27 protein-coding genes and 1 tRNA gene are annotated in these 23533 nt (G+C 71.6%); 10 read left to right on the top strand and 18 right to left on the bottom strand.

What is annotated here, in order from left to right; all coding sequences use genetic code 11:
* Nucleotides 1–92: 92 nt before the first annotated feature.
* Both ACIBG6_RS17510 and ACIBG6_RS17505 read right to left on the bottom strand, forming a co-directional pair.
* Nucleotides 93–386, bottom strand: a complete 294-nt coding sequence (locus tag ACIBG6_RS17510; protein WP_329622238.1) for a Dabb family protein — start codon at nt 384–386, stop codon at nt 93–95.
* Between the two features lie 9 nt (nt 387–395).
* On the bottom strand, nt 396–560 hold the full coding sequence (locus ACIBG6_RS17505; protein ID WP_399223477.1) for a hypothetical protein: 165 nt from the start codon (nt 558–560) through the stop codon (nt 396–398).
* Between the two features lie 567 nt (nt 561–1127).
* On the opposite strand from ACIBG6_RS17505, the gene ACIBG6_RS17500 reads away from it, so the two are divergent.
* From ACIBG6_RS17500 to ACIBG6_RS17490, 3 genes are read left to right on the top strand one after another with little or no spacing between them, the layout of a single operon-like run.
* The gene (locus ACIBG6_RS17500) at nt 1128–1265 is read left to right on the top strand and encodes a hypothetical protein (protein WP_399223476.1); all 138 of its coding nucleotides are present in this window, start codon (nt 1128–1130) and stop codon (nt 1263–1265) included.
* A gap of 18 nt (nt 1266–1283) precedes the next feature.
* A complete protein-coding gene (locus ACIBG6_RS17495) occupies nt 1284–2708 on the top strand; it encodes an N-6 DNA methylase (RefSeq protein ID WP_399223475.1) in 1425 nt (474 codons plus the stop codon).
* Entirely contained in the window at nt 2705–3859 is a 1155-nt protein-coding gene (locus ACIBG6_RS17490; protein ID WP_399223474.1) for a hypothetical protein, read from the top strand. The genes ACIBG6_RS17495 and ACIBG6_RS17490 overlap by 4 nt, the downstream gene beginning before the upstream one ends.
* 75 nt (nt 3860–3934) lie before the next feature.
* Here the strand turns inward: ACIBG6_RS17490 and ACIBG6_RS17485 are convergent.
* The 4 genes from ACIBG6_RS17485 to ACIBG6_RS17470 form a co-directional block, all read right to left on the bottom strand.
* Nucleotides 3935–4022, bottom strand: a tRNA-Ser gene (locus ACIBG6_RS17485).
* A gap of 67 nt (nt 4023–4089) precedes the next feature.
* Nucleotides 4090–4518 (bottom strand): tRNA adenosine(34) deaminase TadA, encoded by a 429-nt coding sequence (tadA, locus tag ACIBG6_RS17480; protein ID WP_317597384.1) that lies wholly within the window; start codon nt 4516–4518, stop codon nt 4090–4092.
* Between the two features lie 173 nt (nt 4519–4691).
* On the bottom strand, nt 4692–5228 hold the full coding sequence (locus ACIBG6_RS17475) for a hypothetical protein (RefSeq protein WP_399223473.1): 537 nt from the start codon (nt 5226–5228) through the stop codon (nt 4692–4694).
* Nucleotides 5229–5432: 204 nt separating this feature from the next.
* On the bottom strand, nt 5433–5642 hold the full coding sequence (locus ACIBG6_RS17470) for a hypothetical protein (protein WP_317597386.1): 210 nt from the start codon (nt 5640–5642) through the stop codon (nt 5433–5435).
* Between the two features lie 92 nt (nt 5643–5734).
* Between ACIBG6_RS17470 and upp the strand changes: the two genes are divergently transcribed.
* On the top strand, nt 5735–6370 hold the full coding sequence (upp, locus tag ACIBG6_RS17465) for a uracil phosphoribosyltransferase (RefSeq protein ID WP_317597387.1): 636 nt from the start codon (nt 5735–5737) through the stop codon (nt 6368–6370).
* A gap of 40 nt (nt 6371–6410) precedes the next feature.
* Here upp and ACIBG6_RS17460 read toward each other — a convergent pair whose 3' ends face one another.
* Both ACIBG6_RS17460 and ACIBG6_RS17455 read right to left on the bottom strand, forming a co-directional pair.
* A complete protein-coding gene (locus ACIBG6_RS17460; protein WP_399223472.1) occupies nt 6411–7040 on the bottom strand; it encodes a LytR C-terminal domain-containing protein in 630 nt (209 codons plus the stop codon).
* A gap of 104 nt (nt 7041–7144) precedes the next feature.
* Nucleotides 7145–7441, bottom strand: coding sequence for a type II toxin-antitoxin system VapB family antitoxin (locus ACIBG6_RS17455; RefSeq protein ID WP_055642348.1), 297 nt, complete (start codon nt 7439–7441; stop codon nt 7145–7147).
* A 97-nt stretch (nt 7442–7538) separates the two neighbouring features.
* Here ACIBG6_RS17455 and ACIBG6_RS17450 point away from each other — a divergent pair, with 97 nt between their 5' ends.
* Nucleotides 7539–9143: a helicase HerA-like domain-containing protein gene (locus tag ACIBG6_RS17450; protein ID WP_399223471.1), complete on the top strand. Its 1605-nt coding sequence runs from the start codon at nt 7539–7541 to the stop codon at nt 9141–9143.
* An 8-nt stretch (nt 9144–9151) separates the two neighbouring features.
* Here the strand turns inward: ACIBG6_RS17450 and ACIBG6_RS17445 are convergent, their stop codons facing one another.
* The 5 genes from ACIBG6_RS17445 to ACIBG6_RS17425 all read right to left on the bottom strand — a co-directional run bounded on the left by ACIBG6_RS17445 (nt 9152) and on the right by ACIBG6_RS17425 (nt 15377).
* Nucleotides 9152–10705: a M28 family metallopeptidase gene (locus ACIBG6_RS17445; protein WP_399223470.1), complete on the bottom strand. Its 1554-nt coding sequence runs from the start codon at nt 10703–10705 to the stop codon at nt 9152–9154.
* A gap of 112 nt (nt 10706–10817) precedes the next feature.
* Nucleotides 10818–11444 (bottom strand): HhH-GPD-type base excision DNA repair protein, encoded by a 627-nt coding sequence (locus tag ACIBG6_RS17440; RefSeq protein WP_399223469.1) that lies wholly within the window; start codon nt 11442–11444, stop codon nt 10818–10820.
* 42 nt (nt 11445–11486) lie between these two features.
* On the bottom strand, nt 11487–12437 hold the full coding sequence (pip, locus tag ACIBG6_RS17435) for a prolyl aminopeptidase (RefSeq protein ID WP_399223468.1): 951 nt from the start codon (nt 12435–12437) through the stop codon (nt 11487–11489).
* A 10-nt stretch (nt 12438–12447) separates the two neighbouring features.
* Nucleotides 12448–13023, bottom strand: a complete 576-nt coding sequence (locus ACIBG6_RS17430; protein WP_399223467.1) for an RBBP9/YdeN family alpha/beta hydrolase — start codon at nt 13021–13023, stop codon at nt 12448–12450.
* Between the two features lie 74 nt (nt 13024–13097).
* On the bottom strand, nt 13098–15377 hold the full coding sequence (locus ACIBG6_RS17425) for an ATP-binding cassette domain-containing protein (protein WP_399223466.1): 2280 nt from the start codon (nt 15375–15377) through the stop codon (nt 13098–13100).
* A gap of 114 nt (nt 15378–15491) precedes the next feature.
* On the opposite strand from ACIBG6_RS17425, the gene ACIBG6_RS17420 reads away from it, so the two are divergent.
* Nucleotides 15492–16286, top strand: a complete 795-nt coding sequence (locus ACIBG6_RS17420) for a TetR/AcrR family transcriptional regulator (RefSeq protein WP_399223465.1) — start codon at nt 15492–15494, stop codon at nt 16284–16286.
* A 61-nt stretch (nt 16287–16347) separates the two neighbouring features.
* On the opposite strand, the gene ACIBG6_RS17415 is transcribed toward ACIBG6_RS17420, so the two are convergent.
* Nucleotides 16348–16998 carry a TetR/AcrR family transcriptional regulator gene (locus tag ACIBG6_RS17415; protein WP_399223464.1) on the bottom strand — a complete coding sequence of 217 codons (651 nt, stop codon included), beginning with the start codon at nt 16996–16998 and terminating at the stop codon, nt 16348–16350.
* 179 nt (nt 16999–17177) lie between these two features.
* On the opposite strand from ACIBG6_RS17415, the gene wrbA reads away from it, so the two are divergent.
* Complete coding sequence (gene wrbA / locus ACIBG6_RS17410; RefSeq protein ID WP_399223463.1) at nt 17178–17786, top strand: NAD(P)H:quinone oxidoreductase; 609 nt, start codon at nt 17178–17180, stop codon at nt 17784–17786.
* Between the two features lie 85 nt (nt 17787–17871).
* On the opposite strand, the gene ACIBG6_RS17405 is transcribed toward wrbA, so the two are convergent.
* Entirely contained in the window at nt 17872–18159 is a 288-nt protein-coding gene (locus ACIBG6_RS17405; RefSeq protein ID WP_141299218.1) for a metal-sensitive transcriptional regulator, read from the bottom strand.
* Between the two features lie 81 nt (nt 18160–18240).
* On the opposite strand from ACIBG6_RS17405, the gene ACIBG6_RS17400 reads away from it, so the two are divergent.
* Entirely contained in the window at nt 18241–18831 is a 591-nt protein-coding gene (locus ACIBG6_RS17400) for a rhodanese-like domain-containing protein (protein ID WP_399223462.1), read from the top strand.
* Nucleotides 18832–18851: 20 nt separating this feature from the next.
* Here ACIBG6_RS17400 and ACIBG6_RS17395 read toward each other — a convergent pair whose 3' ends face one another.
* Nucleotides 18852–19538, bottom strand: coding sequence for a TetR/AcrR family transcriptional regulator (locus tag ACIBG6_RS17395; RefSeq protein WP_399223461.1), 687 nt, complete (start codon nt 19536–19538; stop codon nt 18852–18854).
* Nucleotides 19539–19603: 65 nt separating this feature from the next.
* Here ACIBG6_RS17395 and ACIBG6_RS17390 point away from each other — a divergent pair, with 65 nt between their 5' ends.
* On the top strand, nt 19604–21040 hold the full coding sequence (locus ACIBG6_RS17390; RefSeq protein WP_399223460.1) for an MFS transporter: 1437 nt from the start codon (nt 19604–19606) through the stop codon (nt 21038–21040).
* A gap of 60 nt (nt 21041–21100) precedes the next feature.
* On the opposite strand, the gene ACIBG6_RS17385 is transcribed toward ACIBG6_RS17390, so the two are convergent.
* Nucleotides 21101–21517 (bottom strand): YciI family protein, encoded by a 417-nt coding sequence (locus ACIBG6_RS17385; protein ID WP_399223459.1) that lies wholly within the window; start codon nt 21515–21517, stop codon nt 21101–21103.
* 131 nt (nt 21518–21648) lie between these two features.
* Between ACIBG6_RS17385 and ACIBG6_RS17380 the strand changes: the two genes are divergently transcribed.
* Complete coding sequence (locus ACIBG6_RS17380; RefSeq protein ID WP_399223458.1) at nt 21649–22278, top strand: MarC family protein; 630 nt, start codon at nt 21649–21651, stop codon at nt 22276–22278.
* A gap of 10 nt (nt 22279–22288) precedes the next feature.
* On the opposite strand, the gene ACIBG6_RS17375 is transcribed toward ACIBG6_RS17380, so the two are convergent.
* Entirely contained in the window at nt 22289–23530 is a 1242-nt protein-coding gene (locus ACIBG6_RS17375; RefSeq protein ID WP_399223457.1) for a winged helix DNA-binding domain-containing protein, read from the bottom strand.
* Between the last annotated feature and the right edge of the window lie 3 nt (nt 23531–23533).

Genomic DNA, 23533 nt, shown 5'->3' with positions numbered 1-23533 from the left:
AAAAGGGGAGGCCAGAACTCCGCGAGGCCCCCCACCATGACGGCGGGGGGCCTCGAAGGCGCGATCGCTCCGGGTGTGGCCGGAGCGCGTGGCTAGAACGCGTAGTCGGCGATCACCCAGGTGGCGAACTCGCGCCACTGGGCGACACCCGCCTGGTGCGCGGGGTGCTCCAGATAGCGCTGGAGGGCGTCCGTGTCCTCGACGGCCGAATTGATGGCGAAGTCGTACGCGATCGGCCGGTCGGTGATGTTCCAGTCGCACTCCCAGAACCTCAGCTCGGGGATCTGCTCGCCGAGCGCGCGGAACGCCTCGACACCGGCGACGACGCGGGGCTCGTCGCGCTTGACGCCCTCGTTGAGCTTGAAGAGGACCAGATGGCGGATCACGAAGGGCTCCTAGTTGATGAGTTCGGTCATGAACTCGCCGACGCCCTGGGCAGCGCTGGCAATGCCTTCGAACCCTACTCCCACGAGATCGGCCGCCCGCTCGGGGGAGTTGATGATCGTGTACAGCACAAAGACCGCGACCGCGTACAGCGCGACCTTCCTCGCTTGTCCCATTGCTCAGCCCTCCCCTGTCCCCGCCGTGCGATCGCGCCACTCTAACCGAGCCTTTATGGACCAAGGGCCCGGAGATCGAGGCCTTTCGCCGCCCCCCGGAAGAGTGACGGGCGAGCAGTATGGATGTCGAGCCCGGAGGATCTGGCAGGAATCCGAAGGGCTTCCGGAACCGGCCCGCACTGCGGGGTCCGCGCCGCCGGCTTCCCCCCTGACTGCGGCGCAGGACTTGTTGGGTCCGGTTCTCATCGGGGGGAACGGCTTGTCCCCCCGATGCCGTTCCCCCCGTCCTACGGAGAAGGCCCCGGCCGCGCCCCGAGCGCGGACCGGGGCCTTCTCCGTATGGCTCGCACCCTAGGTCGCGGCCCCTCATTCATTCCTTCCTTCAACTGGCGCAAGTGTGTAGGTGCTTCTCCATGGATGGAGAAGCATTCCCAAACGGTCTGCTGCGCGTTTCCCGAAACGTCTGCTGCATCTGCTAGGGTTCGAGGCGTACCCAGGAGAAGGTCTGTAGGGGGTGGGTCAAGGGTGGTTCGGTCGTGGCCGTGGTGGCTCGCGGCGTCGCTGACGATGAACGTCGCGATCGTGGCGGGCATCATCGAGTACGCGCGGTACAAGGACGTGCTCGGTGCCGTGCAGCATGGGGGCAGCGCGTTCGCGGTGGTCGCCGCGATCGCTGTCGTGATCGTCGTCGCCTTTCGGCGCTGACTCCGCAAGGTGGGTGTGATGCAGGAGACCAGGTCCCAGCTGGACTGGTTGTGGCGGGCTGTCGATGTGCTGCGTGGCGGCATGACCGGCGACGCGATGCAACAGCTCGTCCTGTCCGCGGTCTTCCTGCGCCATGTCTCGGATGTCCCCGAGGCCGCGGCCCAGGGGCGCCCGACCTGGCGGGACGTGATCGGCCAGGTGGGCGGGAGCGGCCACCCCGAGTGGGTCGTCCAGCAGGCGCTTCGCGCGTGGAGCGGTGACTACGGGCGGCTTCGGGTGGACCTGGACGACGATCAGGTCCTCGGGCAGCTGAACACCGGGGCCCCGAGGATGGATCAGGCGCTGCGGGACCTGTTCGCCGTCCTGGACGAGGCAGGTCGGGCGCTGACCATGGCGGAGCTGTACGAGCAGTTCCTCGCGCGGTTCTCGGAGGATCGGGCGGGCGGTGAGTACTACACGCCTCGAGGAGTCGTACGGACGTTGGTGGGGCTCACGGCGCCGGCACCCGGCGACGACGTCTACGACCCGGCGTGCGGCTCGGCCGGATTCCTGGCCGAGGCGGCGCGATACGTGGAAACGCGCCACGGGCAGCTCGCGGATCACATCGGGCCCGCGCTTCAGCTGTTCGGTCAGGACGTCAACGCAGGTGCCCGTCGGGTCGCGGCGATGAACTTGATCCTCAACGGCCTGGGCGACGACATGGGCCGGGACCTCGGCCGGAGCGACAGCCTGCTGTACGGCTCGGAGGCACGCGAGACGTACGACATCGTCCTCGCGAACCCTCCGTTCAGTATGAAGTGGCAGGACGACAGGTACGACCGGTACGTGCCCTGGCGCTACGGTCAGCCGCCCAGGAGCAAGGCCGACTTCGCCTGGGTCCAGCATGTGCTGGGCTCGCTCAAGCCCCGCGGCCGCGCGGCGGTGCTGCTTGCGAACGGTGCGGCCTTCCGCGGCGGAGCCGAACAACGTATCCGTGCCGGTCTGGTGCACGACGACGTCCTCGCCGCCGTCGTCCAGCTGCCGGCGGGACTCTTCCCGCACACGCGCATTCCCGCCTGTGTGTGGGTCTTCGACACGTGCAAGCAAGCGCACGCCAAGGGCCGCGTCCTGTTCGTCGACGCACAGGACGCGGGTACCCAGGTGAGCCGCGGCAGGCGCATCCTCGCCGAGGAGGACGTCGCTCGGATCGTCGGTACGTTCAGGGGCTGGTCGGAGCGCGGAGAAGCCGACGAGCAGGGGTGGTGCCGGACCGTCACCCTGGCCGAGATCGAGGCCACTGACTTCGACCTCCAGCCGGCACGTCACGTCATGCCGGTCACCGTGGACGCAGCACCCGGCGAGGACGAGCGCCGCGTGCGGGAGCTGACCGAAGAGCTCTACGGACACTTCGCGGAAGCCGCGCGCCTGGAACGTGAACTCCGTGACGTCCTGGAGGCGCTGTGAGCGAGCGGACGCGGTGGGCGGCGCTCGCCGACCTGCCCGGTGTGGAGGTGGTGGGGTACGGCATCAACCGCCCGGGTCGTCCTGACCCGAAGGGCGTTCCCATGCTCCGGGCCGGTGACATCGCCGACGGCCGCGTTCGCGTCACAGAACCGGTGTGCGTGAGCCCGGAAGTGGCGAAGGCTCATCCGAAGACGCGGCTGCGCCCGGGCGATCTGCTCATCGTGCTCGTCGGACGGATCGGTGAAGCCGCCGTGACCGGACCGGAGCACGAGGGGTGGAACGCGGCGCGCTCCGTGGCCTTGGTCCGCTGTCACGATCCTGGTCTCGCCCAGTGGCTCCGGGTCTGGCTCGCCATGCCCGCCGCCCGCGCATGGTGCGAGGCGCAGGCCGTGGGCACTGTTCAACTCACCCTCGGCCTGCGGGCGCTGCGTCAGCTGCCCGTCGCACTGCCCCCTCTGGCGGATCGCGAACGGGCCCTGCGCGTGGTCCGCGCTGTCGAGAGCAGAGTCGAGGCCAACGACCGGATCGCTCGCACGGCTGTCGCGCTCGGGGACGCGCATTTCCGTGTGCTCGCGGCGGACCGGAACAGCTGGCCCACGAAGACCTTCAAAGACGTCGTCCGCGATGCCCGGACCGGGACGGCCTCACGGCCGTCCGCAGATCCGGAGGGGCATGCGTGGGTGGCACCCACTGACGTACTGCACAGTCCGCTTCCCTACATCGGCACCGCGTCCGCAGTGGACTGGGCGGGTGCGGTCGGCTCACTGCTCGTGGTTCCCAAGGGGAGGCAGGTTCATGGTGCTGTCACCCCCATGCCCGTGATCACGAGCCGTGGTGTCCTTGTGCTGGAGCCGAAGGCGAAGGACGACATCTGGTGGCTGCTCCATGAAATCCGTTCCAGAAGTGGCGAGCTGTCGCAGCTCGCGCAGGGCACGGCCGGCCGCGAGCTGAGTGCGCGGGCTTTCGGCCAGGCCGAGGTGGCCTGGCCACCAGAAGAGGTGCTGGCGCGCTTCGCACGCCTCGCCGGCACATTGCACATGCGCGCGCTCACAGCCCAGTGCGAGAACCGCACCCTGCGAACCCTCCTGGCCGATCTGCTGCGTGTCCTGGAGCCGGGAGAAGCGCCGTCGGATGTGGCCGGATCCGCGTGACCGGGGGTCAGGTCCGTAGGCACACATGAAAGAACACCCCTCCGATCGCATTCCTGCAGATCGGAGGGGTGTTGCTGGCGGTAGCGGAGGGATTTGAACCCTCGGTGACTTGCGCCACACTCGCTTTCGAGGCGAGCTCCTTCGGCCGCTCGGACACGCTACCGAGAGAGAGCTTAGCCGAAACTGGCGCTGCGATGAAATCCGTATCCCCGGCGAGGTCAGGAGGGGTGTCAGCGCGTGCGGAAGAAGGCCGTCAGCTGCTCCGCGCACTCCTCGCCGAGCACGCCGTGGATCACCTCGGGGCGATGGTTGAGCCGCCGGTCCCGTACGAGGTCCCAGAGCGAGCCCGCCGCGCCCGCCTTCTCGTCGAGCGCGCCGAACACCACCCGCTCGACCCGCGACTGGACGAGGGCGCCCGCGCACATCACGCACGGCTCCAGGGTGACGACGAGCGTGCACCCCGTCAGGCGCCACTCCCCGGTCGCCGCGGCCGCCCGCCGCAGGGCGAGGACCTCGGCGTGGGCGGTCGGGTCGCCGGCCGCCTCCCGCTCGTTGTGCGCGCGGGCGAGGACCGTGCCGTCCGGGCCGAGCACGACCGCGCCGACCGGTACGTCACCGGCGGGCGCGGCCGCGTCGGCCTCGGCGAGAGCGAGTCGCATGGCGTCCCGCCAGGGGTCCCTTACGGGGTCCCTGGCGGAGTCTCTTACGGAGTCCCTGGCGGGGTCCGCGCCGGGCGTCGGTACGGGACCGGCACCCGGCGTCGGTACGGCGCCGGGTGCGGGGTCGGGTGCTGGGTCGGGTGCCGGGTCGGGGACAGGTACCGCGTGGGTCACTAGCGGACGGCCTCCAGGACCTCCGCGGCGCCCAGCGCGTCCGCGATCACCGCGAGCGCGTCGCTGTCGAGCCCCCGGAGCTCCCGCTCCGAGAGGCCGAGGTCCGCGAGGACCAGCGCGTCGCCCACGGGAGCGGACGGCACGGCCTCCGCGGCCGCGCCGGCCCGCTCGTCGTCATCGTCGGCATCGTCGACGAGGGGTTCCCCGTCCTCCGTGCCGTCCAGGTCCAGCGACTCCAGCTCGTCGAGCTCGGCGTCGAGGTCGTCGCCGAGGATCTCCCGGGTGAGGATCTCCCCGTACGAGGAACGGGCGGCGGCCGCGCCGTCCGAGACGTAGATCCGAGGGTCTTCCTCACCCTCGATCCGGACGATCCCGAACCACGCGTCCTCCTGCTCGATGTAGACGATCACCGTGTCGTCGTCCGAGGCCTCACGGGCCAGCTCGGCCAGATCCGACAGGGTCTCCACGTCGTCGAGCTCCGTGTCGCTCGCTTCCCACCCGTCTTCGGTGCGCGCGAGCAGTGCGGCGATGTACACCTGACTCTCTCCCACTGATCAGAGGTGTGACGTTCCGGCGGCGCGCTTCCGATGCCCCGCCCAATCGGCATCGTGACAGAAACAGGGCGCTCAGGAGAGGTCTTCGGCTCTTGCGTCGTGCATCAGTCTGAAGGGCACCGCCATCGGGCGGGCGTGCGACCCCGGCGCACACAGGGGGCGCACGGCGGGCCGCGCCGGGCGTTCTCACCAGCGGAAGGTCCGCATGCGCATGGCCTGGCGCATCCGTGCGGCCCGGGCGCGCCGCGGCTGCACGCGCTCGCGCAGCGCCTTCGCCTCGTTCAGCTCGCGGAGGAACTGGGCGCGGCGCCTGCGGCGCTGCGCGTCGGTCTCCGGTGCCGGCTGATCGGCCGCCCCCTCGGCGGCTTCCTCGGCCGGTTCTTCCAGGTCGGGCATCTGCCACACCACCCCATCGCTGGGTCCCTGTGCCCCCACCTTCCCCCAGCGGCGTGGGTCGACGCCAGTGCGCGGCGGGCTACTGTTGAGCCATGCGTCTCCACGTCGTCGACCACCCTCTGGTCGCCCACAAGCTCACCACCCTGCGCGACAAGCGCACGGACTCCGCGACCTTCCGTCGTCTCTCCGACGAGCTGGTCACCCTGCTCGCCTACGAGGCCACCAGGGACGTGCGGACCGAGCAGGTCGACATCGAGACCCCCGTCACTCCCACGACCGGTGTGAAGCTCTCGTACCCGCGTCCGCTGGTGGTCCCGATCCTGCGTGCCGGGCTCGGCATGCTCGACGGCATGGTCCGGCTGCTCCCGACGGCCGAGGTCGGCTTCCTGGGCATGATCCGCAACGAGGAGACGCTGGAGGCGTCGACCTACGCCACGCGGATGCCTGAGGACCTCTCGGGCCGCCAGGTGTACGTCCTGGACCCGATGCTGGCGACCGGCGGCACGCTGGTCGCGGCGATCCGTGAGCTGATCAAGCGCGGCGCCGACGACGTGACCGCGGTCGTGCTCCTCGCCGCCCCGGAGGGCGTCGAGATCATGGAGCGCGAGCTCGCGGGCACGCCGGTGACCGTCGTGACGGCCTCGGTCGACGAGCGGCTCAACGAGAACGGCTACATCGTCCCGGGCCTGGGCGACGCGGGCGACCGCATGTACGGCTCTGCCGAGTAATCACGCAGCCGGCTCCGCCGAGTAGCTCCTCGGGAGTACGTCAGCACTTTCCGGTCGGTACGGGCGCGGGCTTGGTCAGGGCGACCAGGGCCGCGTCCGCCGTCGCCTTCGGGGACAGCGTCTTGAACGCGGTCCCGATGATCAGGTCCACGTCCGCCGTGCCCCGGGTGTCCGTCTTGGTCGTGGCGCCCTTGAGCTGGGTGCCGAGGACCGGGAAGGCGCCCTTGGGGGCCGTGGTCGCGCCGAGCAGCAGCCCCGCGCCGGGGACCTTCTTGTCGAAGGCGGCGGGTGCGTTCCCCACCTTGCCGATCTTGAAGCCGCGCTTCTTGAGCTCGTCCGCGGTCGTCTTGGCGAGCCCGCTGCGCGGGGTCGCGTTGTAGACGTTCACCGTGATCTGGCCGGGCTTCGGGAGGGCGGCCACGGGCGGGGTCGTCGCCTTGGCCACGGGTTTGCAGTCGGTCTGCTTCCCGGCGGTCGTCTTCGTGCCCTCGTCGCCGGAGAAGACGTCGACGAGCTGGAGCGTGCCCCAGCCGGCCGCGCCGAGCACGACCACGGAGGCCGCGGCCGCGAGGATGATCCGGCGCCGGCGGTGGGGGCGGCGCATGCGCGGGTAGACATCCCCCGTGATGCGGTACTTTCCGCCCATTCCGGGGGGTGTGAGCATGCTCATGAACGCAGCGTAATACCGCCCGTCGGCGATGCCTACTTGATGATCATGTGATCGCGTCCGGATGGGGGCGAACTGACCCCGAAAGGGTCAGCGGCGGTGGAACGTCAGTCGAGTTCCAGGACGCGGGCGTGCAGCACCTGGCGCTGCTGCAGTGCCGCGCGGACGGCGCGGTGCAGTCCGTCCTCGAGGTAGAGGTCGCCGCGCCACTTCACGACGTGCGCGAAGAGGTCGCCGTAGAAGGTGGAGTCCTCGGCGAGCAGCGTCTCCAGGTCCAGCTGGCCCTTGGTGGTGACCAGCTGGTCGAGGCGGACCGGGCGCGGCGCGACGTCCGCCCACTGCCGGGTGCTTTCCCGGCCGTGGTCGGGATACGGCTTTCCGTTTCCGATGCGCTTGAAGATCACACGGAAAGCCTACCGGGCAAGCGGCTCCCGGCGCAGCCACGCGAGGGCGATGCGATGCTGGTGCGAATTGTGACAAAAGCGAAATCAAGGTGTCGTCATGAGCGTCAGTGAGCAGAGCGCACAGCCGCCCGCCCCCCTTGCGGGGCCCGCCGCCGAGATCGCCGCCGGGTACGGCTTCGACGGAGCCGCACTCGATCTGGGGGCGCTCCTCTGGGACGGCGCCTGTCACCCGGACGCGCCGGTCCGCATCCCGCTGCCGATGCTCAACCGCCACGGTCTGGTCGCCGGCGCCACCGGCACCGGCAAGACGAAGACGCTCCAGCTGATCGCGGAGCAGCTCTCGGCCCACGGCGTGCCGGTCTTCCTCGCCGACATCAAGGGGGACGTCTCCGGGATCTCGGCGCCCGGGGAGGACGGCGAGAAGGTGCGGGAGCGGGCCGCCCAGGTCGGCCAGGAGTGGCGGGGGACGGGCTTCCCCTGCGAGTTCTACGGGCTCGGGGGCATCGGCCCCGGCATCCCGGTGCGCGCCACGGTGACCAGCTTCGGCCCCGTACTCCTCTCGAAGGTGCTCCAGCTCAACCAGACGCAGGAGCAGTCGCTCGGCCTGATCTTCCATTACGCCGACTCCAAGGGCCTGGAGCTGGTGGACCTCAAGGACCTGCGGGCCGTGGTGGCGTTCCTCGTCTCGGACACCGGGAAGGCCGAGCTCAAGGGGATCGGCGGTCTGTCGACGGTGACGGCCGGGGTGATCCTGCGGTCGATCACGGCCTTCGAGCAGCAGGGCGCGGGCGGTTTCTTCGGAGAGCCGGAGTTCGACACGAGCGAGTTCCTGCGGACGGCGGCCGACGGGCGCGGGACCGTGTCCGTCCTGGAGCTGCCGGCCGTGCAGGACAAGCCGCAGCTCTTCTCGACCTTCCTCATGTGGATGCTCGCGGACCTCTTCAACGACCTGCCGGAGGTCGGCGACCTGGAGAAGCCGAAGCTGGTCTTCTTCTTCGACGAGGCGCACCTGCTGTTCAAGGGGGCGTCGAAGGCGTTCCTGGAGTCGATCACGCAGACGGTCCGGCTGATCCGCTCGAAGGGCGTCGGGATCTTCCTCGTGACGCAGACGCCGAAGGACGTCCCCTCGGACGTGCTCGCCCAGTTGGGCAACCGGGTGCAGCACGCGCTGCGCGCCTTCACCCCGGACGACGCGAAGGCCCTCAAGGCGACCGTGCGGACGTTCCCCAACTCCGCGTACGACCTGGAGGAGGTGCTCACGGGGCTCGGCACGGGCGAGGCGGTGGTCACCGTACTGAGCGAGAAGGGCGCCCCGACCCCGGTGGCGGCGACCCGGCTGCGGGCCCCCGAGTCGCTGATGGGCCCGATCGACGCGGCCGCCCTGGACGCCGCCGTGAAGGGGTCGCCGCTGTACGGGCGGTACGCGGAGGCGGTGGACCGGGAGTCGGCGTACGAGCGGCTGACGGCCGAGCAGCGGGCGGCGGAGGCGGCGGCCCTGGAGGCCGCGGCGGCGAAGGAGGCCGAGAAGGAGGCCGCGAAGGCCTCCGGACAGCGGGGAGCGAGGGCTCCGAAGCCGGAGCCCTCGCTCGCCGAACAGGTGGTGGGCAGTGGGATCTTCAAGTCCCTCACCCGGTCGATCGGTACGCAGCTGGGCCGGGAGATCAGCCGCTCGATCTTCGGGACGGCCCGCCGCCGGAAGTGACTACCGGCTTACTCCGTGACCTCGTGGTGGTCGTCGTGCAGGCCGCCGCCGCTGCCCGTGCCGCCGGTGGTCGGGACGGAGACGACCGGCTTGCGCAGGGAGGAGATGTCGTGGGCGTACGTGCCCACGGCGTTGGCGATGACGTCGATGTTCACGTCGAAGGCCTTCATGTTGACGTTCTTCAGGTCGTCGCCCTTGGCGTGGTAGTTCACGTCGTACGCGACACCCGCCGTGCCGCCGAACTTGGCGGCCTGGGCGGCGGTCTTGATGCCCTCGGCGCCGGTGAAGGTGCCGCCGGAGGGGATGCCGACCTTGATGAACGGGCCGTAGTCCGAGCGGCCGGAGAAGTCGGTGCCCTCGTTCGGGACCCCGCGCGCGTCCATGAAGTCGGTGATGTCGCGCTCCAGCTGGGCGGAGCCCGCCGGGCCCGCGCCCTCGCCGACGTTGTCCGAGTTGTCGCCGTCGTAGACGAACAGGCCGTAGTTCGGCGAGGCGATCATGTCGAAGTTGAGGTAGAGCTTGATCTCGCTCTTGTCGAGCGCGGTGAGGTTCTTGACGTAGTGGTCGGAGCCGAGGAGGCCGTTCTCCTCCGCGGACCACCAGGCGAAGCGGACCTTGTTGCGGACCTTGTCCTTCGACTGGGCGAGCTCCAGGGCGGTCTGGAGGAGACCGGCGGAGCCGGAGCCGTTGTCGTTGATGCCGGGGCCGGCGGTGACGGAGTCGAGGTGCGAGCCGAGCATCACGGTGTTGGCGGCGTTGCCGCCCTTGGTCTCCGCGATGACGTTGTTCGTGACGCGCTTCTCCTGGAGCTGGCGGATCTCCAGGGAGAGCGAGACCGGGCCCTTGGCGAGGTCGGCGGCGAGCGCCGTGCCCTCGGCCAGGGTGATGCCACCGGTCGGCAGCTTTCCGGCGGCCGGGTCGCCGAGGGTGCCGGACAGGGCGCCCTCGACGTTGTTGTAGACCAGGGCGGCGGTGGCGCCGGCCGCGGCGGCCTGCTCCTGCTTGATCGCGAAGGAGCAGCCACCGCGCTTGATCAGCGCGATCTTGCCGGTGAAGGTGCCGGAGGCGTAGTCGCCCGGCTCGCAGCCGGTGGTGCCGTCGGCGTCGACGGGCACGGCCGCGAGGGCCGCCGTGATGCCGCCGACCGGGGTGGACTTGGTGTACGTCATCGCCTTGACGTCGAGCGTGCGGGGCGCCGGGGAGACGACGGAGCCCTTCTCGGCGAGCGTCTCCGTGTAGAGGAAGTCGAACTTCTGGTACGAGACGTTGTAGCCGGCCTTCTTGAGCTGCGCGTACACGTACGCGGCGGAGGCGTCGTGCCCGAGCGTGCCGGCCGCGCGGTGGCCGCCGGACGAGTCGGCTATCGCCTGGAACATCTGCAGGTGCTTGAAGGCGTCCTTGCCGGACGTCTCGCGGACCAGCTTCTTCGCCAGCTTGGCGGCATCGCGGGCCGGCGCGGCCGCGGGGTCCTGGCCGGCGGTGGCGGGAGAGGCGAGGACCAGCGGGGTGGCGAGGGCGGCAGCGGCCAGGATGGCCGCGGCACGGCGCTGGGTTGCGTTCACAGAAGTCCTTCCCGAAACGGACGAGGTTGAGGGGAAGTTAGCGATCTGTGGGGGGTTCTGTGAACAGGTTCTGCGCAATTCCTGTCACCTTGAGCAGGATTGACATCTGGAATTATCGATTCCCGGATGGTTTGGGATCTTTGGCGGCTTTTGCCGCCTTCGCCGCCGCCTTCATCTCCTGCTTGTGCGCGCGCACCTTCGCGAGCGACTCCGGCCCGGTGATGTCGGCGGCCGAGCGGTACGCGTCCCGCTCGCCGTACGGCCCCGCCGCCTCCCGCCAGCCCGCGGGCCGCACCCCGTACTGCTTGCCGAGCAGCGCCAGGAAGATCTGCGCCTTCTGCTTCCCGAAACCCGGCAGCGCTTCGAGCCGCGCGAGCAGCTCCTTCCCGGTCGCTGCGTCCGCCCAGACGGCCTCGGCGTCGCCCCCGTACTCCTCGACCAGGAAGCGGCAGAGCTGCTGCACGCGCTGGGCCATCGACCCCGGGAAGCGGTGCACGGCCGGCTTCTCGGAGAGCAGCGCGGCGAACTGCTCCGGGTCGCGGGCGGCGATCTCGTGTGCGTCGAGATCGTCCGCCCCGAGCCGCGAGGCGATCGTGTACGGGCCGGAGAACGCCCATTCCATCGGGACCTGCTGGTCCAGGAGCATGCCGACGAGCGCGGCGAGCGGCGAACGCCCGAGCAGGGCGTCGGCCTCGGGCTGCTGGGCGAGATGGATCTCGGGGCTTGCCTGGGAACTCATGCTTCGATCATCCCGCCGCCGCCGTGCGCCCGCATGGTGGGTTCACCCCATCGCGAAGCGGTCCATGGCCGACAGGATCAGGTCCCGGGTCTGTTCGCCGCCCAGGTGCCCGGCGTCCTCGACCACGTGCAGCTCGGCGTCCGGCCAGGCGCGGGACAGCTCCCAGGCGGTGGTGGGCGGGCCTGCCATGTCGAGCCGGCCGTGGACCAGGACGCCGGGGATGCCGGCGAGCCGGTGCGCGTCGCGGATCAGCGCGCCCTCCGGCAGCCAGGCGCCGTGGGCGAAGTAGTGCGCGCAGATCCGGACGAAGCCGAGCCGGGCGTCGTCGACCCGGTCGGTGTACGGGGTGCCCTTGCCCTCCATGGAGAGCACCGTGTCCTCCCAGGCGCACCAGTCGGCCGCGGCCTTCTCCCGTACGGCCCGGTCGGGGTGGTTCATCAGGGCGGCGTACGCGCCCACGAGCTCGGCGGCCCCGTCGGTCGCGGCCCCGTCGGCGCCGGCCCGGAAGCGGTCATGGGCCTCCGGGAAGAAGCGGCCGGCGCCCTCGTACAACCAGGCCGTCTCGGAGCGTCGGGTGGTCGTGACGGACGCGATGACGATCTCCGTCACGCGCTCGGGATACGCCTCCGCGTACGCCAGGATCAGTGTCGATCCCCAGGAGCCGCCGAACAGCAGCCAGCGGTCGATCCCGAGGTGCTCGCGCAGCCGCTCCATGTCGGCCACCAGGTGCGCGGTGGTGTTCACGGACATGTCGGCGGCCGGGTCGCTCGCGTGCGGGGTGGAGCGCCCGCAGCCCCGCTGGTCGAAGAGGACGAGCCGGTACGCCGCCGGGTCGAAGTAGCGCCGGTTGCGCGGCGAGGATCCGGAGCCCGGCCCGCCGTGCACGACGAGCGCGGGCCGGCCCGCCGGGTCGCCGGAGACCTCCCAGTGGATGAGGTTGCCGTCGCCCACGTCGAGCAGGCCCTGGTCGTACGGTGCGGTCTCGGGGTACATCCGCCCGAGGCTACCGACCCTTGACGCGCGCCACCGGGTCCTCGCACCATCCAAGGACCGAGGCCCATTCCCCGTACCCCGAGTCGGGGTTGAGGTGCGCGCCGCCCGGGACGTGGTCCGTGTCGAGACCGAGCGGGGTGCCGTAGTGGACGTCCGCGCCCTCGGGGCAGTACGGGTCCCCGTCCCCGTACACGAGCCGTACCCGTACGCCCGTCTCCGCCAGGCCCTTCTCCGCCAGGTCGAGCCCGTCGGCGAACGCGGCGATCGCCGGGATCGACGCGGTCACCGGCGGTGAGGGCGGGGCGACGAGCAGCACCCGGTCCGCGTCCGGCCGCCGCTCCCCGGCCCGTAGCCACAGCAGCACCGACAGGCTGTGCGCGAGCACCACGAACTCCCCGTCGGCCGGCCGCTCACCGTGCTCCTCCAGCGCGGCGAGCCAGTCCTCCAGGACGGGCGCGTCCGCGTCGGGCAGCTGTGGGTAGCGCACCTCGTGGCCGCGCGCCCGCAGCTCCCCGGCGAGCCAGTGCTGCCAGTGCTCGGGCGGACGGTGGTTCTGGAACCCGTGCAGGATCAGGTACGTGGTCATGCCACGATCCTGCGGCCGGGGCCCGCTCCCGGTCCACCACCGTCCACGGAGCGGGCGGACCCGTACGGGGGTGGTCAGCCGCCCACGTACTCCCGCAGATGGCGGGCGGTCAGGGTGTCGCCCTTCTCGACGAGCCGGCTGGGGGTGCCCTCGAAGACGATGTGGCCGCCGTCGTGGCCCGCGCCCGGGCCGAGGTCGATCAGCCAGTCGGCGTGCGCCATGACCGCCTGGTGGTGCTCGATCACGACGACCGTGTTGCCGGCCTCGACGAGGCGGTCGAGGAGCGCGAGGAGCTGGTCGACGTCGGCGATGTGCAGGCCGGTGGTCGGCTCGTCGAGGACGTAGACGGCGGCCTTCTCCGCCATGTGGATGGCGAGCTTGAGGCGCTGGCGCTCGCCGCCGGAGAGGGTGTTGAGGGGCTGGCCGAGGCGGAGGTAGCCGAGGCCGACGTCCTTCAGCCGGCCGAGGATCGTGCGGGCCTGGCTCTTCGCCCCGAGGGCCGTGAAGAAGTCGTACGCCTCCTCGATCGACATCGACAGGACCTCGTGGATGTTCTTCCCGTCCAGCTCGTACGTGAGGACCTCGGCGGTGAACCGCTTGCCCTCGCACGCCTCGCAGACCGAGGCCACGCCCGCCGTCATCGCCAGGTCGGTGTAGACGAGCCCGAGGCCGTTGCAGTGCGGGCAGGCGCCTTCCGAATTGGCGCTGAAGAGCGCCGCCTTGACGCCGTTCGCCTTGGCGAAGGCCGTACGGATCGGGGCGAGGAGCCCGGTGTACGTCGCCGGGTTCGAGCGGCGCGAGCCGCGGATGGGGGACTGGTCGGCGACGACGACCCCCGCGCGGCCCGGCAGGTTGCCGTGGATCAGGGAGGACTTGCCGGAGCCGGCCACGCCCGTGACGACGGTCAGGACCCCGGTGGGGATCTCGACGCTCACGTCCTTGAGGTTGTGCTGGTTCGCGCCCGTGATGGTGAGGGAGCCGGTCCCGGTCCGCACCTCGGGGCGGAGCTTCGCCCGGTGCGCGAGGTGGTCGCCGGTGAGGGTGCCGGAGCCGCGCAGGCCCGCCACGTTCCCGCTGTAGCAGATCTCGCCGCCCGCGGTCCCGGCGCGCGGCCCGAGGTCCACGACATGGTCGGCGATCTCGACGACCTCGGGCTTGTGCTCGACGACGAGGACGGTGTTGCCCTTGTCGCGCAGGCGGAGGAGCAGGTCGTTCATCCGCTGGATGTCGTGCGGGTGGAGCCCGGTGGTCGGCTCGTCGAAGACGTACGTGACGTCCGTGAGGGGCGAGCCGAGGTGCCGGACCATCTTCACGCGCTGCGCCTCGCCGCCGGAGAGCGTGCCGGAGGAGCGGTCGAGGGAGAGGTAGCCGAGGCCGATCTCGACGAGCGAGTCGAGCAGCTCGCGGAGGCTCGCGAGGAGCGGGGCGACCGAGGGGTCCTCGATCTTCCGTAGGAACGCGGCGAGGTCGCTGATCTGCATCGCCGAGCACTCGGCGATGTTGACCCCCTCGATACGGGAGGACAGCGCGGCCCGGGTGAGCCGGGTGCCCTCGCAGTCGGGGCAGGTGCGGAAGACGACGGCCCGGTCGACGAAGGCGCGGATGTGGGCCTGCATGGACTCGCGGTCCTTGGAGAGGACCGTCCGCTGGAGCTTCACCACGAGGCCCTCGTAGGTGAAGTTGTTGCTGCCGACCTTCACCTTGCAGGACGGCTTGTGGAGGAAGTCCTCCCACTCCTGCTCGGTGAAGTCCGCGAGCTTCTTGTCGGGGTCGAAGAAGCCGGAGTGGGCGATGATCTGCCACATCCAGGAGTCGACGGCATAGCCCGGCACGGTGAGGGCGCCCTCGTTGAGGGACTTCGTGCGGTCGACGAGCTCGTCGACGTCGATGTCGGAGACCTGGCCGACGCCCTCGCAGCGCGGGCACATGCCCTCGGGCAGGTTGAAGGAGAAGGCGCCCGAGGTGCCGACGTGCGGGGTGCCGAGGCGGCTGAAGACGATCCGCAGCATCGTGTACGCGTCGGTGGCGGTGCCCACGGTGGAGCGGGAGTTGGCGCCCATCCGCTCCTGGTCGACGACGATCGCCGCGCTCAGGTTGTGCAGGCCGTCGACGTCCGGGCGGGACAGGGACGGCATGAAGGACTGGAGGAAGGCGCTGTAGGTCTCGTTGATCAGGCGCTGCGACTCGGCGGCGATGGTGCCGAAGACGAGCGAGGACTTCCCGGAGCCCGAGACCCCGGTGAAGACGGTGAGGCGGCGCTTGGGGAGGTCGACGTCGACGTTCTTGAGGTTGTTCTCCCGGGCCCCGCGGACCTGGATGACGTGGTGGCTGTCCGCTGCGACGGGGTGGTTCATGCGTGTGCCCTCCGGCGGTCGTCCCATGGCTCTCCGATGCATCTCCGATGCGCTCAGGACAGGTTACTCTATACGGTGTACAAAGTTAGGGAAAACAGTTATTGACCTGCGAGAATGGCCGTCATGACGGAGACGAAGGGGAAGGGTCGCAGTGGAGCCGGCGACCCGGCGCGCACCCTGGAGCTGCTGTGGCGCGACGGCTCCGGCGCCCCGGCGGGGCGGCGCGGCCCCCGGCAGGGCCTCACGGTCGACGGGGTGGTCGACGCGGCCCTCGACCTCGCCGACGGCGGCGGGCTCGACGCGGTGACCATGCGGGCGGTCGCCCAGCGCCTCGGCGTGACCCCCATGACGCTCTACACGTACGTCCCCGGCAAGGCCGAGCTGATCGACCTCATGCTGGACGCCGCCTTCCTCCGGATGGAGCGGCCGCCGTTCGCCCCGGAGGAGCCGTGGCGGGCCCGGGTGACGGCGGTCGCCGACGCGAACCGGGCGCTGCATCTGCGCCACCCCTGGCTGGTCGACCTGCGGGTCGTGCGCGCGCCGCTGGGGCCCGGGGTGATGGCCAAGTACGAGTACGAGCTCGGGGCCTTCGAGGGGCTCGGGCTCGACGACGTGGCGCGCGACTCGGCGCTGACGTACCTCCTCGGCTCCGTCCAGGCGAGCGCGCGGGCGGAGCTGGACGCGCGGGCCGTGGAGCGGGAGAGCGCGATGTCCGACGCGGAGTGGTGGGACACCCACGAGCCGCTGCTGGCCCGGGTCTTCGACGAGACCAGGTTCCCCCTGGCGGCGCGGGTGGGGGAGGCGTCGGCGATCGCGTACGACGGCGTGTACGACGCGGAGCACGCGTACGCCTTCGGGCTCGCGCGGACGCTGGACGGCTTGGCGGCGCTGGGCGGACCCGGGGCTTGATCGCCGGAGTCTGATCGCCGGGGTCTGAGGGCCGGGGTCTGATCGCCGGGTGCCGAGGGTGTCAGCCCCGCAGGGTCAACAGCTCCCGCACGCCCGCCTTCAAGCGCTCGCTCGACAGCTCCTGCTCGACCGTCAGATGGTGCATGACGTCCGGCGAGAACGACGCGAGCGCCAGGTGCGCGAGCAGTGTGGCGTCAGAGCCGGGCCTCAACTCGCCGATGATCAGGGCGACATGGGTGTGCATCACCCGGTACGCGCCGCTGTGGTAGCGGGCGCGGGGTGCGGCGGAGTGGGCGGCGAGCAGGATCTCGCGCTGCTCGCCGACCCGGTCGACGAGCGCGTCGAGGAAGGCGTCGAGCCGCTCGGCGGCGGGGGCGCCCGGCCCGAGTGGCGGCGGGCCGCTCATGTACGCCTCCTGGAACTGGCGCTCGCGGTCGTCGAGCAGGGCCCACAGGAGCTGGGAGACGTCGCCGAAGCGGCGGTAGACGGTGCCGACGCCGATGCCGCTGGCGTGGGCGACCTGGTTCATGGTGACGGCGTCGGGGCCGTCCTCGGCGACGATCCGGGCGGCCGCGTCGAGGATCTTCCGCCGGTTGCGGGCGGCGTCGGCGCGCTCGGGGGCGGGGCTGCCGCCGGCGGTGGGGAGCAGGCTGAGCATCGGCGCGGCGGCCGTCGCGGCCGTGTCCCCGGCCCGCGGTTCTCTCGTGCTCATCTGCCGACTCCTGTCGTTCGTTCGCCCGCGTTCACTCGCCCGCGTGCACTCGCCTGCGCTCGCGTCCCCCCTCGGTCGCTCCTCGATGTGAGCATACCCGCTGCCCTTGCAAAGCGGATAGCCATCCGTTTAACCTCGAAGCATCGAAGCGGAAAAGAATCCGGTTGAGGGAGTTCGTCATGTCCGTCAAGGTCGCCGTCATCTACTACTCGTCCACTGGTGCCGTCCATCAGCTGGCCCAGGCCGTCGCCGAGGGCGCCTCGAAGGCCGGCGCCGACGTGCGCCTGCGCAGGGTGCCCGAGCTCGCCCCGGCCACCGCGATCGACGCGAACCCGGCCTGGCGCGCGCACGTCGACGCCACCGCCGACGTGGAGACCGCCACGCTGGACGACCTGGAGTGGGCGGACGCGTACGCGCTGGGTTCCCCGACCCGCTTCGGGAACGTCGCCGCCCAGCTCAAGCAGTACGTCGACACCTCGGGCGGCCTGTGGCAGCGCGGCGTCATGGCGGACAAGCCCGCGACCGCCTTCACCAGCGCCCACAACGTCCACGGCGGGAACGAGTCGACGCTGCTCGCGCTCTACAACACCTTCCACCACTGGGGTTCGGTCATCGTCTCGCCCGGCTTCACCGACCCGAGCGTCTACGCGGCCGGCGGCAACCCCTACGGCACCTCGCACCCCGGCGCCAACGGCGCCCCGGAGGAGAACGTCCTCCAGGCCGCCCGCTACCAGGGCGCGCGTCTGACGCGGATCGCGAAGCGCCTGAAGGGCCTCGTGGACGACTGAGGTACGAGATCCCGAAACTACGAGATCCCGAAACGCCGAGCACCCCCGGGGATTCCCCGGGGGTGCTCGGCGTTTCCGCGCCCTCTCAGGCCAGCGACAGGAAGAGCTTCTCCAGGCGCGCCCGCATGGCATCGCGGTCCTCGCCGTTCTTCCGGCCGTCCTCGATGTCGGTCAGACACTGCTGGAGCCCGGTCGCGATGATCGCGAACCCGGCCCGGTCGAGGGCGCGGGAGGCGGCGGCGAGCTGGGTCACGACCTCCTCGCAGTCCCGTCCCTCCTCGATCATCCGGATGACGCCGGCGATCTGGCCCTGGGCCCGGCGCAACCGGTTCAGTACCGCCTTGAGCTCCGCGCCCGCGAGATCGAGTTCCACGACTACTCCTCCACAGATACCCCAGGGGGTAATTTACTCCCCAGCACGGGGCTACGCCGAAGACCAAGGATGACACCTGCCATGAACGAACCCCTCTCGCTCGACGCCGACCAGGCCCGCGAGCGGCTGGCCGAGCTGACCGTCGTCGACGTGCGGACACCCGGCGAGTACGCCTCCGGGCACGTCCCCGGAGCCCTCAACGTCCCGCTCGACCGGCTCGGCCGGGCCGTGCCCGAGCTCCGGGAGGCGGCGGCCCGCGGCGGGCTGCTCGTCGTCTGCCAGTCGGGCGGCCGCTCGGCCGACGCCTGCGCCCGGCTCGCCGCGCACGGCGTCGCCGCGATCGACCTCGCGGGCGGTACGAGCGGCTGGGCGGCCCGCGGGCACGGCCTCGACCGCCCGGCGGGCGCCGCGGCGAAGCCGGTCTGGGCGATGGACCGGCAGGTCAGGCTCGTGGCCGGCTCGCTCGTCCTGCTCGGCCTCGCGCTGGGTCTCCTCGTCCACCCCGCGTTCCAGCTGCTCTCGGCGGGCGTCGCGGGCGGGCTCGTCTTCTCGGCGCTCACCGACACCTGCGGCATGGCGCTGATGCTCGGGAAGCTCCCGTACAACCGCGCGACGAAGAACGGCGGGCCGACCCTCGACGCGACGCTCGCACGCCTGCGCCAGGAGGCGTAGCGACGTGTCTACGGGCCGTCTCAGGCCGCGTAACGGCGGAGGAACATCTCGACCCCGTCCGTGACGAGCCGCTCGCTCAGCTCCTCGGCGAGCTCCGTCCCGTACTGCTCGAAGACCATCTGCGGGAAGACGAGCAGCGAGTAGAGCTGGAGGACCGCGACCTCCAGGTCGGGGATGTCCAGGAGGCTCCGGTCGGCGAGGGTGCGCAGCGCGTCGGCGACGGCGGGGTGGTGACCGGCCGGGCCGTGGGCGCGCCAGGCGCGGCCCAGCTCGGGGAAGCGGTGGAGTTCGGTGGCGACGAGGGTGCGCAGCGCGCGGCCCTCGTCGTCGGCGCGTACGGCCCGGGCCCAGGCGTGGCCGGCCTCGGTGAGGGCGGCCTTGAGCGCGTCGGGCCCCTCGGCGGCGACGAGCAGGGCGAGGTCCGGCCCTTCCGCCTCCTCTCCTCCGGCGGCCAGGGGCTCGTCGAGGGCGCCGGCGACGACGGCGGTGAAGAGCGCTTCCTTGCTGCCGAAGTGGTTGTAGACGGTGACCTTGGAGACGCCCGCCTCGGCGGCGATGGCGTCCATGCCGACGCCGAAGCCCTCGCGGAGGAAGAGATCGCGGGCGGCCCGTACGACGGCCTGGCGCTTGCGGGCGGCGCGGGCCCCGCTGGGTGCGGGCTTGGGGGCGGCGACGGCGGCGGGAACGTCCGAGGGCTGCGCGTTCATACCCGTCACCCTACAACCCGAACTGTACCGTTGAGTTCAACTGTACTGTGCCGTACAGTTCAGTTATGAAGCCTCAGCTCGACGTGTCGGCCCACACCCATGCCCACCCGCGACCCCACCCACGCCGCTGGACGGCCCTCGCGCTGATCTGCGCGGCCCAGTTCATGCTGATCCTCGACGTCACCGTCGTGAACGTCGCCCTGCCCGCCCTCTCCGCCGACCTCGACCTGGGGCGCACCGCCCTGACCTGGGTCGTCACGGCGTACACCCTCTGTTTCGGCGGACTCATGCTCCTCGGCGGCCGGCTCGCCGACGCCCTGGGCGCCCGCCGCGTCCTCCTGACCGGCCTCGCGCTCTTCACGACCGCCTCCCTGGTCTGCGGCCTCGCCGCGAACGCCCCCGTCCTCCTCGGTGGCCGCATCGCCCAGGGCGTCGGCGCCGCGCTCCTCTCCCCGGCCGCGCTCGCCCTCGTCACGACCGCGTTCCACGGCGCCGAGCGGGCCAAGGCCCTCGGAGCCTGGGCGGCGATCGGCGGCACCGGCTCGGCCGTGGGCGTCCTGCTCGGCGGAGCCCTCACCGAGGGCCCGGGCTGGCCCTGGATCTTCTACGTCAACGTCCCGGTGGGCCTGGCCCTGCTGGTCGCCCTCCCGAAGGTCCTCCCGGACAACAGGCCCGGGCGCACGAACGCCCGCCTGGACGCCCCCGGCGCGCTCCTCGTGACCACCGCCACCGGCGCGCTCGTCTACGGCCTCGTCCAGGCGGGCGACTCCGGCTGGGCCTCCGCCGCGACCCTGCTGCCGCTGCTCGGCGCGCTCGTGCTCTACGGGATCTTCGCCGCGGTCGAGCGCGCGAGCAGCGCCCCGCTGATGGACCTCAGGATGCTGACGCGGCGCCCGGTCGTCGCGGGCTCCCTGCTCATGCTGGTCGCGACCGCGCTCCTGATCTCCTTCTTCTTCCTGGGCTCGATGCAGCTCCAGCACGTGTACGGCCTCGGGGCCTTCCGCACCGGACTGCTCTTCCTCCCGATCGCCCTCACGACCGCGATCGGCGCCCACCTGGGCTCGCGCCTCGTGACGACGGCGGGCCCGCGCGCCTGCGCCACGGGCGGCCTGGCCCTGGCGGCCCTGGGCTGCCTGCCGCTGACCTTCCTGCCCCCCGGCGCCAACCCCTGGGCGACCCTCCTGCCCGCCCTCGCCACGGCTTCCTTCGGCCTCGGCGCGGTCTTCGTCGCGGCGACCACGACCTCCCTCGGCCTGATCGCCCCGCACGAGGCCGGCCTCGCCTCCGGCATCGTCAACACCTTCCACGAGGTCGGCGGCTCCATCGGCGTCGCCGCCGTCTCCACCCTGGCCCTCACGGCCACCACGGACCCGACGCCGACGGGCTTCACGGTGGCCTTCACCCTCTGCACGGCCACGGCGGCCACAGCGGCCCTGACGGCCCCCTTCCTCATCCCCCACGGCACCCCCCGCCACACGGGCGGCCCCCACGGGGTGCACTGAGGAGACGGAGACGGAGACGGAGACGGAGACGGAGACGGAGACGGGCCGGGATCCGCGTGCTCAGTCCTGCGTCGGACCGGTCTCGTCGACCGGGCGGATCACCACCGCGTACTCCGGGGAGCCGGCCGGGGCCGGGCAGCGGGCGACCTGGGCGGCGATCTCCGTAACGCGGTCCAGGGAGGCGCAGTCGAGGAGCCAGTAGCCCGCGAGGACCTCCTTGGTCTCCGCGTACGGGCCGTCCGTGACGACCGGCTTGCCCTCGCCGTCCACCGTCACGAAGCGGGTCGTGGACGGGGCGGCGAGGCCCTGGCCGTCGAGCATCTCGCCCTTGGCGGTCAGCTCGGTGTTGATCGCGTTCATGTGCTCGAACATCGTCTTGAGGTCCGCCTTGCTCCAGGCGGGGCTCCCGGCGGAGCCGCGCCCCACCATCGCCTCGTAGTCGATCTGCGAGCCCTGCACCATCACCAGGTACTTCATGACGTCCTCCTCACATCCGTGGCCGGTTCTGCCTCTCGCAGGAGAATCGGAGCCGACGGGCGATTCTCGACACCGCGCGGGCAAAGGCCGGAAAGACGGGAGAAATCACCCGACCGTCCCATGATTCCAGGGTGCACGCACTCAGCTTCTCCACCGCCTTCATCGCCTTCTTCTCCGTCGTCGGCCCGCCCAAGGTGCTCCTCTCCTTCGCGGCCCTCTCCCAGATCCACCCCGCCCGCCAGCTGCGCTCCATCGCCCTCGTCTCCTCGGGTCTGGCCGTCCTGGTCGGTCTCGGCACCGGCATCACGGCCCCGTGGCTGCTGAACCTCTTCCACATCAGCACGCCCGCGCTCATGCTCGCGGGCGGCATCATCTTCTTCCTCTACGCCCTCGGGCTCGTCCTCGGCCTCCACATCGGCCCCGTCAGCGCCCACAAGGACGCCCCCGACCTGGTCAGCGGAGTGCGCGAGTTGCTCACCCCGTACGTCGTGAGCCCGCTCGCCATGACGGCGATCCTCATCGGGGGCGCCTCCGGCGACTCCTTCGGCTGGCGCTCGACCGTCGTCCTCGCGTACGCGGCGGTCATCGCCCTCGACCTGGCCTGCGTCCTGCTCCTCGCCGGCGTCCTGCGCCGCGCCCAGGGCACCACCATCGAGCTCCTCGGCCGGCTCCTGGGCCTGCTGCTCGCCGCGGTCGGCGTCGACCTCGTCCTCAACGGCCTCGCCGACCTGGGGGTCCCCGGGCTCGGCGAGAACGAGTAGGCGCCGGTGATCAGGGCGCGGCGAGCTCCCGTTCCAGCGGGGTGCGGAACCGGGGCGTCACCCGTACGTCCCCCACCCAGGCCGCCAGTCGCGTCGCCTCCACCCCGATCGCCCGCACCGCTTCTCCGCCCACGTCGGCCAGGAGCCGGTGGACGATCTCCCCGTCCGGCCGCTGCGCCCAGACGCCGACGATCCGGCCGTCCCACCACACCGTCGGCGCGATGTTCCCGCTGCGGTCGTACAGCGCGGCCCGGTGCCCGGGGTCCTGGTACCAGTCCCGGGCCTGCCAGCCCATCGCGGTCGGGTCGAGCGCGGGCAGCAGCGCCGCCCACGGCTCCAGCGCCGGTACGGGGTCGAGGTCGTCCGGCAGGACGAAACCCGTCCCTCCGGCCCCGTCCTCAGCCCCCGACCCGGACGCCGCCCCCGACCCGGCCCCCGACCCCGCCAGCGTCACCGCCACCGCCCCGACCGCGGCGAGCGCCGCGCGTACGTCCGTGACCTTCCACCCCGTCCACCACTTCAGATCCGTCTCGGTCGCCGGCCCGCAGGCCGCCAGCCAGCGCCCGATCAGCTCGGCCCGCGCCTCCGCCGCCGGCACCGGCGCGTGCTCCTCCGCGAGCGCCCAGCGGAAACGGCTCGACGTCCACGTCCCCTGCGGCCGCCCCCGGACGATCCGGCCCTCCATGCCGAGGACCCGCAGCACCCGGCTCGCGACGGACTGGACGCCCTCCTGACGGGTGCCCGGCCCGTACACGTACGTTTCCCGCAACCTCGGTACGGCCGCGCCCAGTTCGGTGCCGGTCGCCTCCCCGCGTACGGCCAGCTCGGCCAGGACCAGACGCTCCGTCTCCGCCAGCCAGGCCTCGTCGAAGGAGCTCCCCTCCGCCAAGTGTCGGACGAGCAGCGCCCGTTCGCGTACGGCGGCCGGTCGGGTCGTCGAGGACCGCACGGCGGGCGCGAGGGCGGACGGGAAGACGAAGATCGTGTGCCGCATGCCGTGCATCCGGATCAGGGACCGCTCCTCGTACAGCGCCCGCTCGGCCGACGCGACCGGCCCTCCGTCGCCCGCCAGCCGCGCCCCCACCGAGAGGAACACGCTCGCCGGGTCCGTCCCGTGCAGCGCGACCAAGGAGTCCCCGACCTCCTCCGCCGTCGCCGCCCGCGCGGCCCCGGCCAGCCGGTGCCGGACCGCGAGCCGTGCGCTGCGCTCGGCGTCGTCGATCGTTCTCGTACGCGTACGTGTCTCACCCATGCC

The organism is Streptomyces sp. NPDC050842, from assembly GCF_044456565.1.
GTDB lineage: Bacteria > Actinomycetota > Actinomycetes > Streptomycetales > Streptomycetaceae > Streptomyces.
This window is presented reverse-complemented; position numbering and strand designations above follow the sequence as displayed.

What these genes read in the sequence shown, in the direction of transcription:
- wrbA (WP_399223463.1), top strand. Translation starts at nt 17,178, where the DNA reads ATGTCCGTCAAGGTCGCCGTCATCTACTACTCGTCCACTGGTGCCGTC.
- ACIBG6_RS17415 (WP_399223464.1), bottom strand. Translation starts at nt 16,998, where the DNA reads ATGAGCACGAGAGAACCGCGGGCCGGGGACACGGCCGCGACGGCCGCC.
- ACIBG6_RS17425 (WP_399223466.1), bottom strand. Translation starts at nt 15,377, where the DNA reads ATGAACCACCCCGTCGCAGCGGACAGCCACCACGTCATCCAGGTCCGC.
- ACIBG6_RS17460 (WP_399223472.1), bottom strand. Translation starts at nt 7,040, where the DNA reads ATGAGCATGCTCACACCCCCCGGAATGGGCGGAAAGTACCGCATCACG.
- pip (WP_399223468.1), bottom strand. Translation starts at nt 12,437, where the DNA reads ATGTACCCCGAGACCGCACCGTACGACCAGGGCCTGCTCGACGTGGGC.
- ACIBG6_RS17430 (WP_399223467.1), bottom strand. Translation starts at nt 13,023, where the DNA reads ATGACCACGTACCTGATCCTGCACGGGTTCCAGAACCACCGTCCGCCC.
- ACIBG6_RS17375 (WP_399223457.1), bottom strand. Translation starts at nt 23,530, where the DNA reads ATGGGTGAGACACGTACGCGTACGAGAACGATCGACGACGCCGAGCGC.
- ACIBG6_RS17500 (WP_399223476.1), top strand. Translation starts at nt 1,128, where the DNA reads ATGAACGTCGCGATCGTGGCGGGCATCATCGAGTACGCGCGGTACAAG.
- ACIBG6_RS17395 (WP_399223461.1), bottom strand. Translation starts at nt 19,538, where the DNA reads ATGAACGCGCAGCCCTCGGACGTTCCCGCCGCCGTCGCCGCCCCCAAG.
- ACIBG6_RS17450 (WP_399223471.1), top strand. Translation starts at nt 7,539, where the DNA reads ATGAGCGTCAGTGAGCAGAGCGCACAGCCGCCCGCCCCCCTTGCGGGG.
- ACIBG6_RS17495 (WP_399223475.1), top strand. Translation starts at nt 1,284, where the DNA reads ATGCAGGAGACCAGGTCCCAGCTGGACTGGTTGTGGCGGGCTGTCGAT.
- ACIBG6_RS17420 (WP_399223465.1), top strand. Translation starts at nt 15,492, where the DNA reads ATGGCCGTCATGACGGAGACGAAGGGGAAGGGTCGCAGTGGAGCCGGC.
- tadA (WP_317597384.1), bottom strand. Translation starts at nt 4,518, where the DNA reads ATGCGACTCGCTCTCGCCGAGGCCGACGCGGCCGCGCCCGCCGGTGAC.
- ACIBG6_RS17440 (WP_399223469.1), bottom strand. Translation starts at nt 11,444, where the DNA reads ATGAGTTCCCAGGCAAGCCCCGAGATCCATCTCGCCCAGCAGCCCGAG.
- upp (WP_317597387.1), top strand. Translation starts at nt 5,735, where the DNA reads ATGCGTCTCCACGTCGTCGACCACCCTCTGGTCGCCCACAAGCTCACC.
- ACIBG6_RS17390 (WP_399223460.1), top strand. Translation starts at nt 19,604, where the DNA reads ATGAAGCCTCAGCTCGACGTGTCGGCCCACACCCATGCCCACCCGCGA.
- ACIBG6_RS17470 (WP_317597386.1), bottom strand. Translation starts at nt 5,642, where the DNA reads ATGCCCGACCTGGAAGAACCGGCCGAGGAAGCCGCCGAGGGGGCGGCC.
- ACIBG6_RS17400 (WP_399223462.1), top strand. Translation starts at nt 18,241, where the DNA reads ATGAACGAACCCCTCTCGCTCGACGCCGACCAGGCCCGCGAGCGGCTG.
- ACIBG6_RS17505 (WP_399223477.1), bottom strand. Translation starts at nt 560, where the DNA reads ATGGGACAAGCGAGGAAGGTCGCGCTGTACGCGGTCGCGGTCTTTGTG.
- ACIBG6_RS17385 (WP_399223459.1), bottom strand. Translation starts at nt 21,517, where the DNA reads ATGAAGTACCTGGTGATGGTGCAGGGCTCGCAGATCGACTACGAGGCG.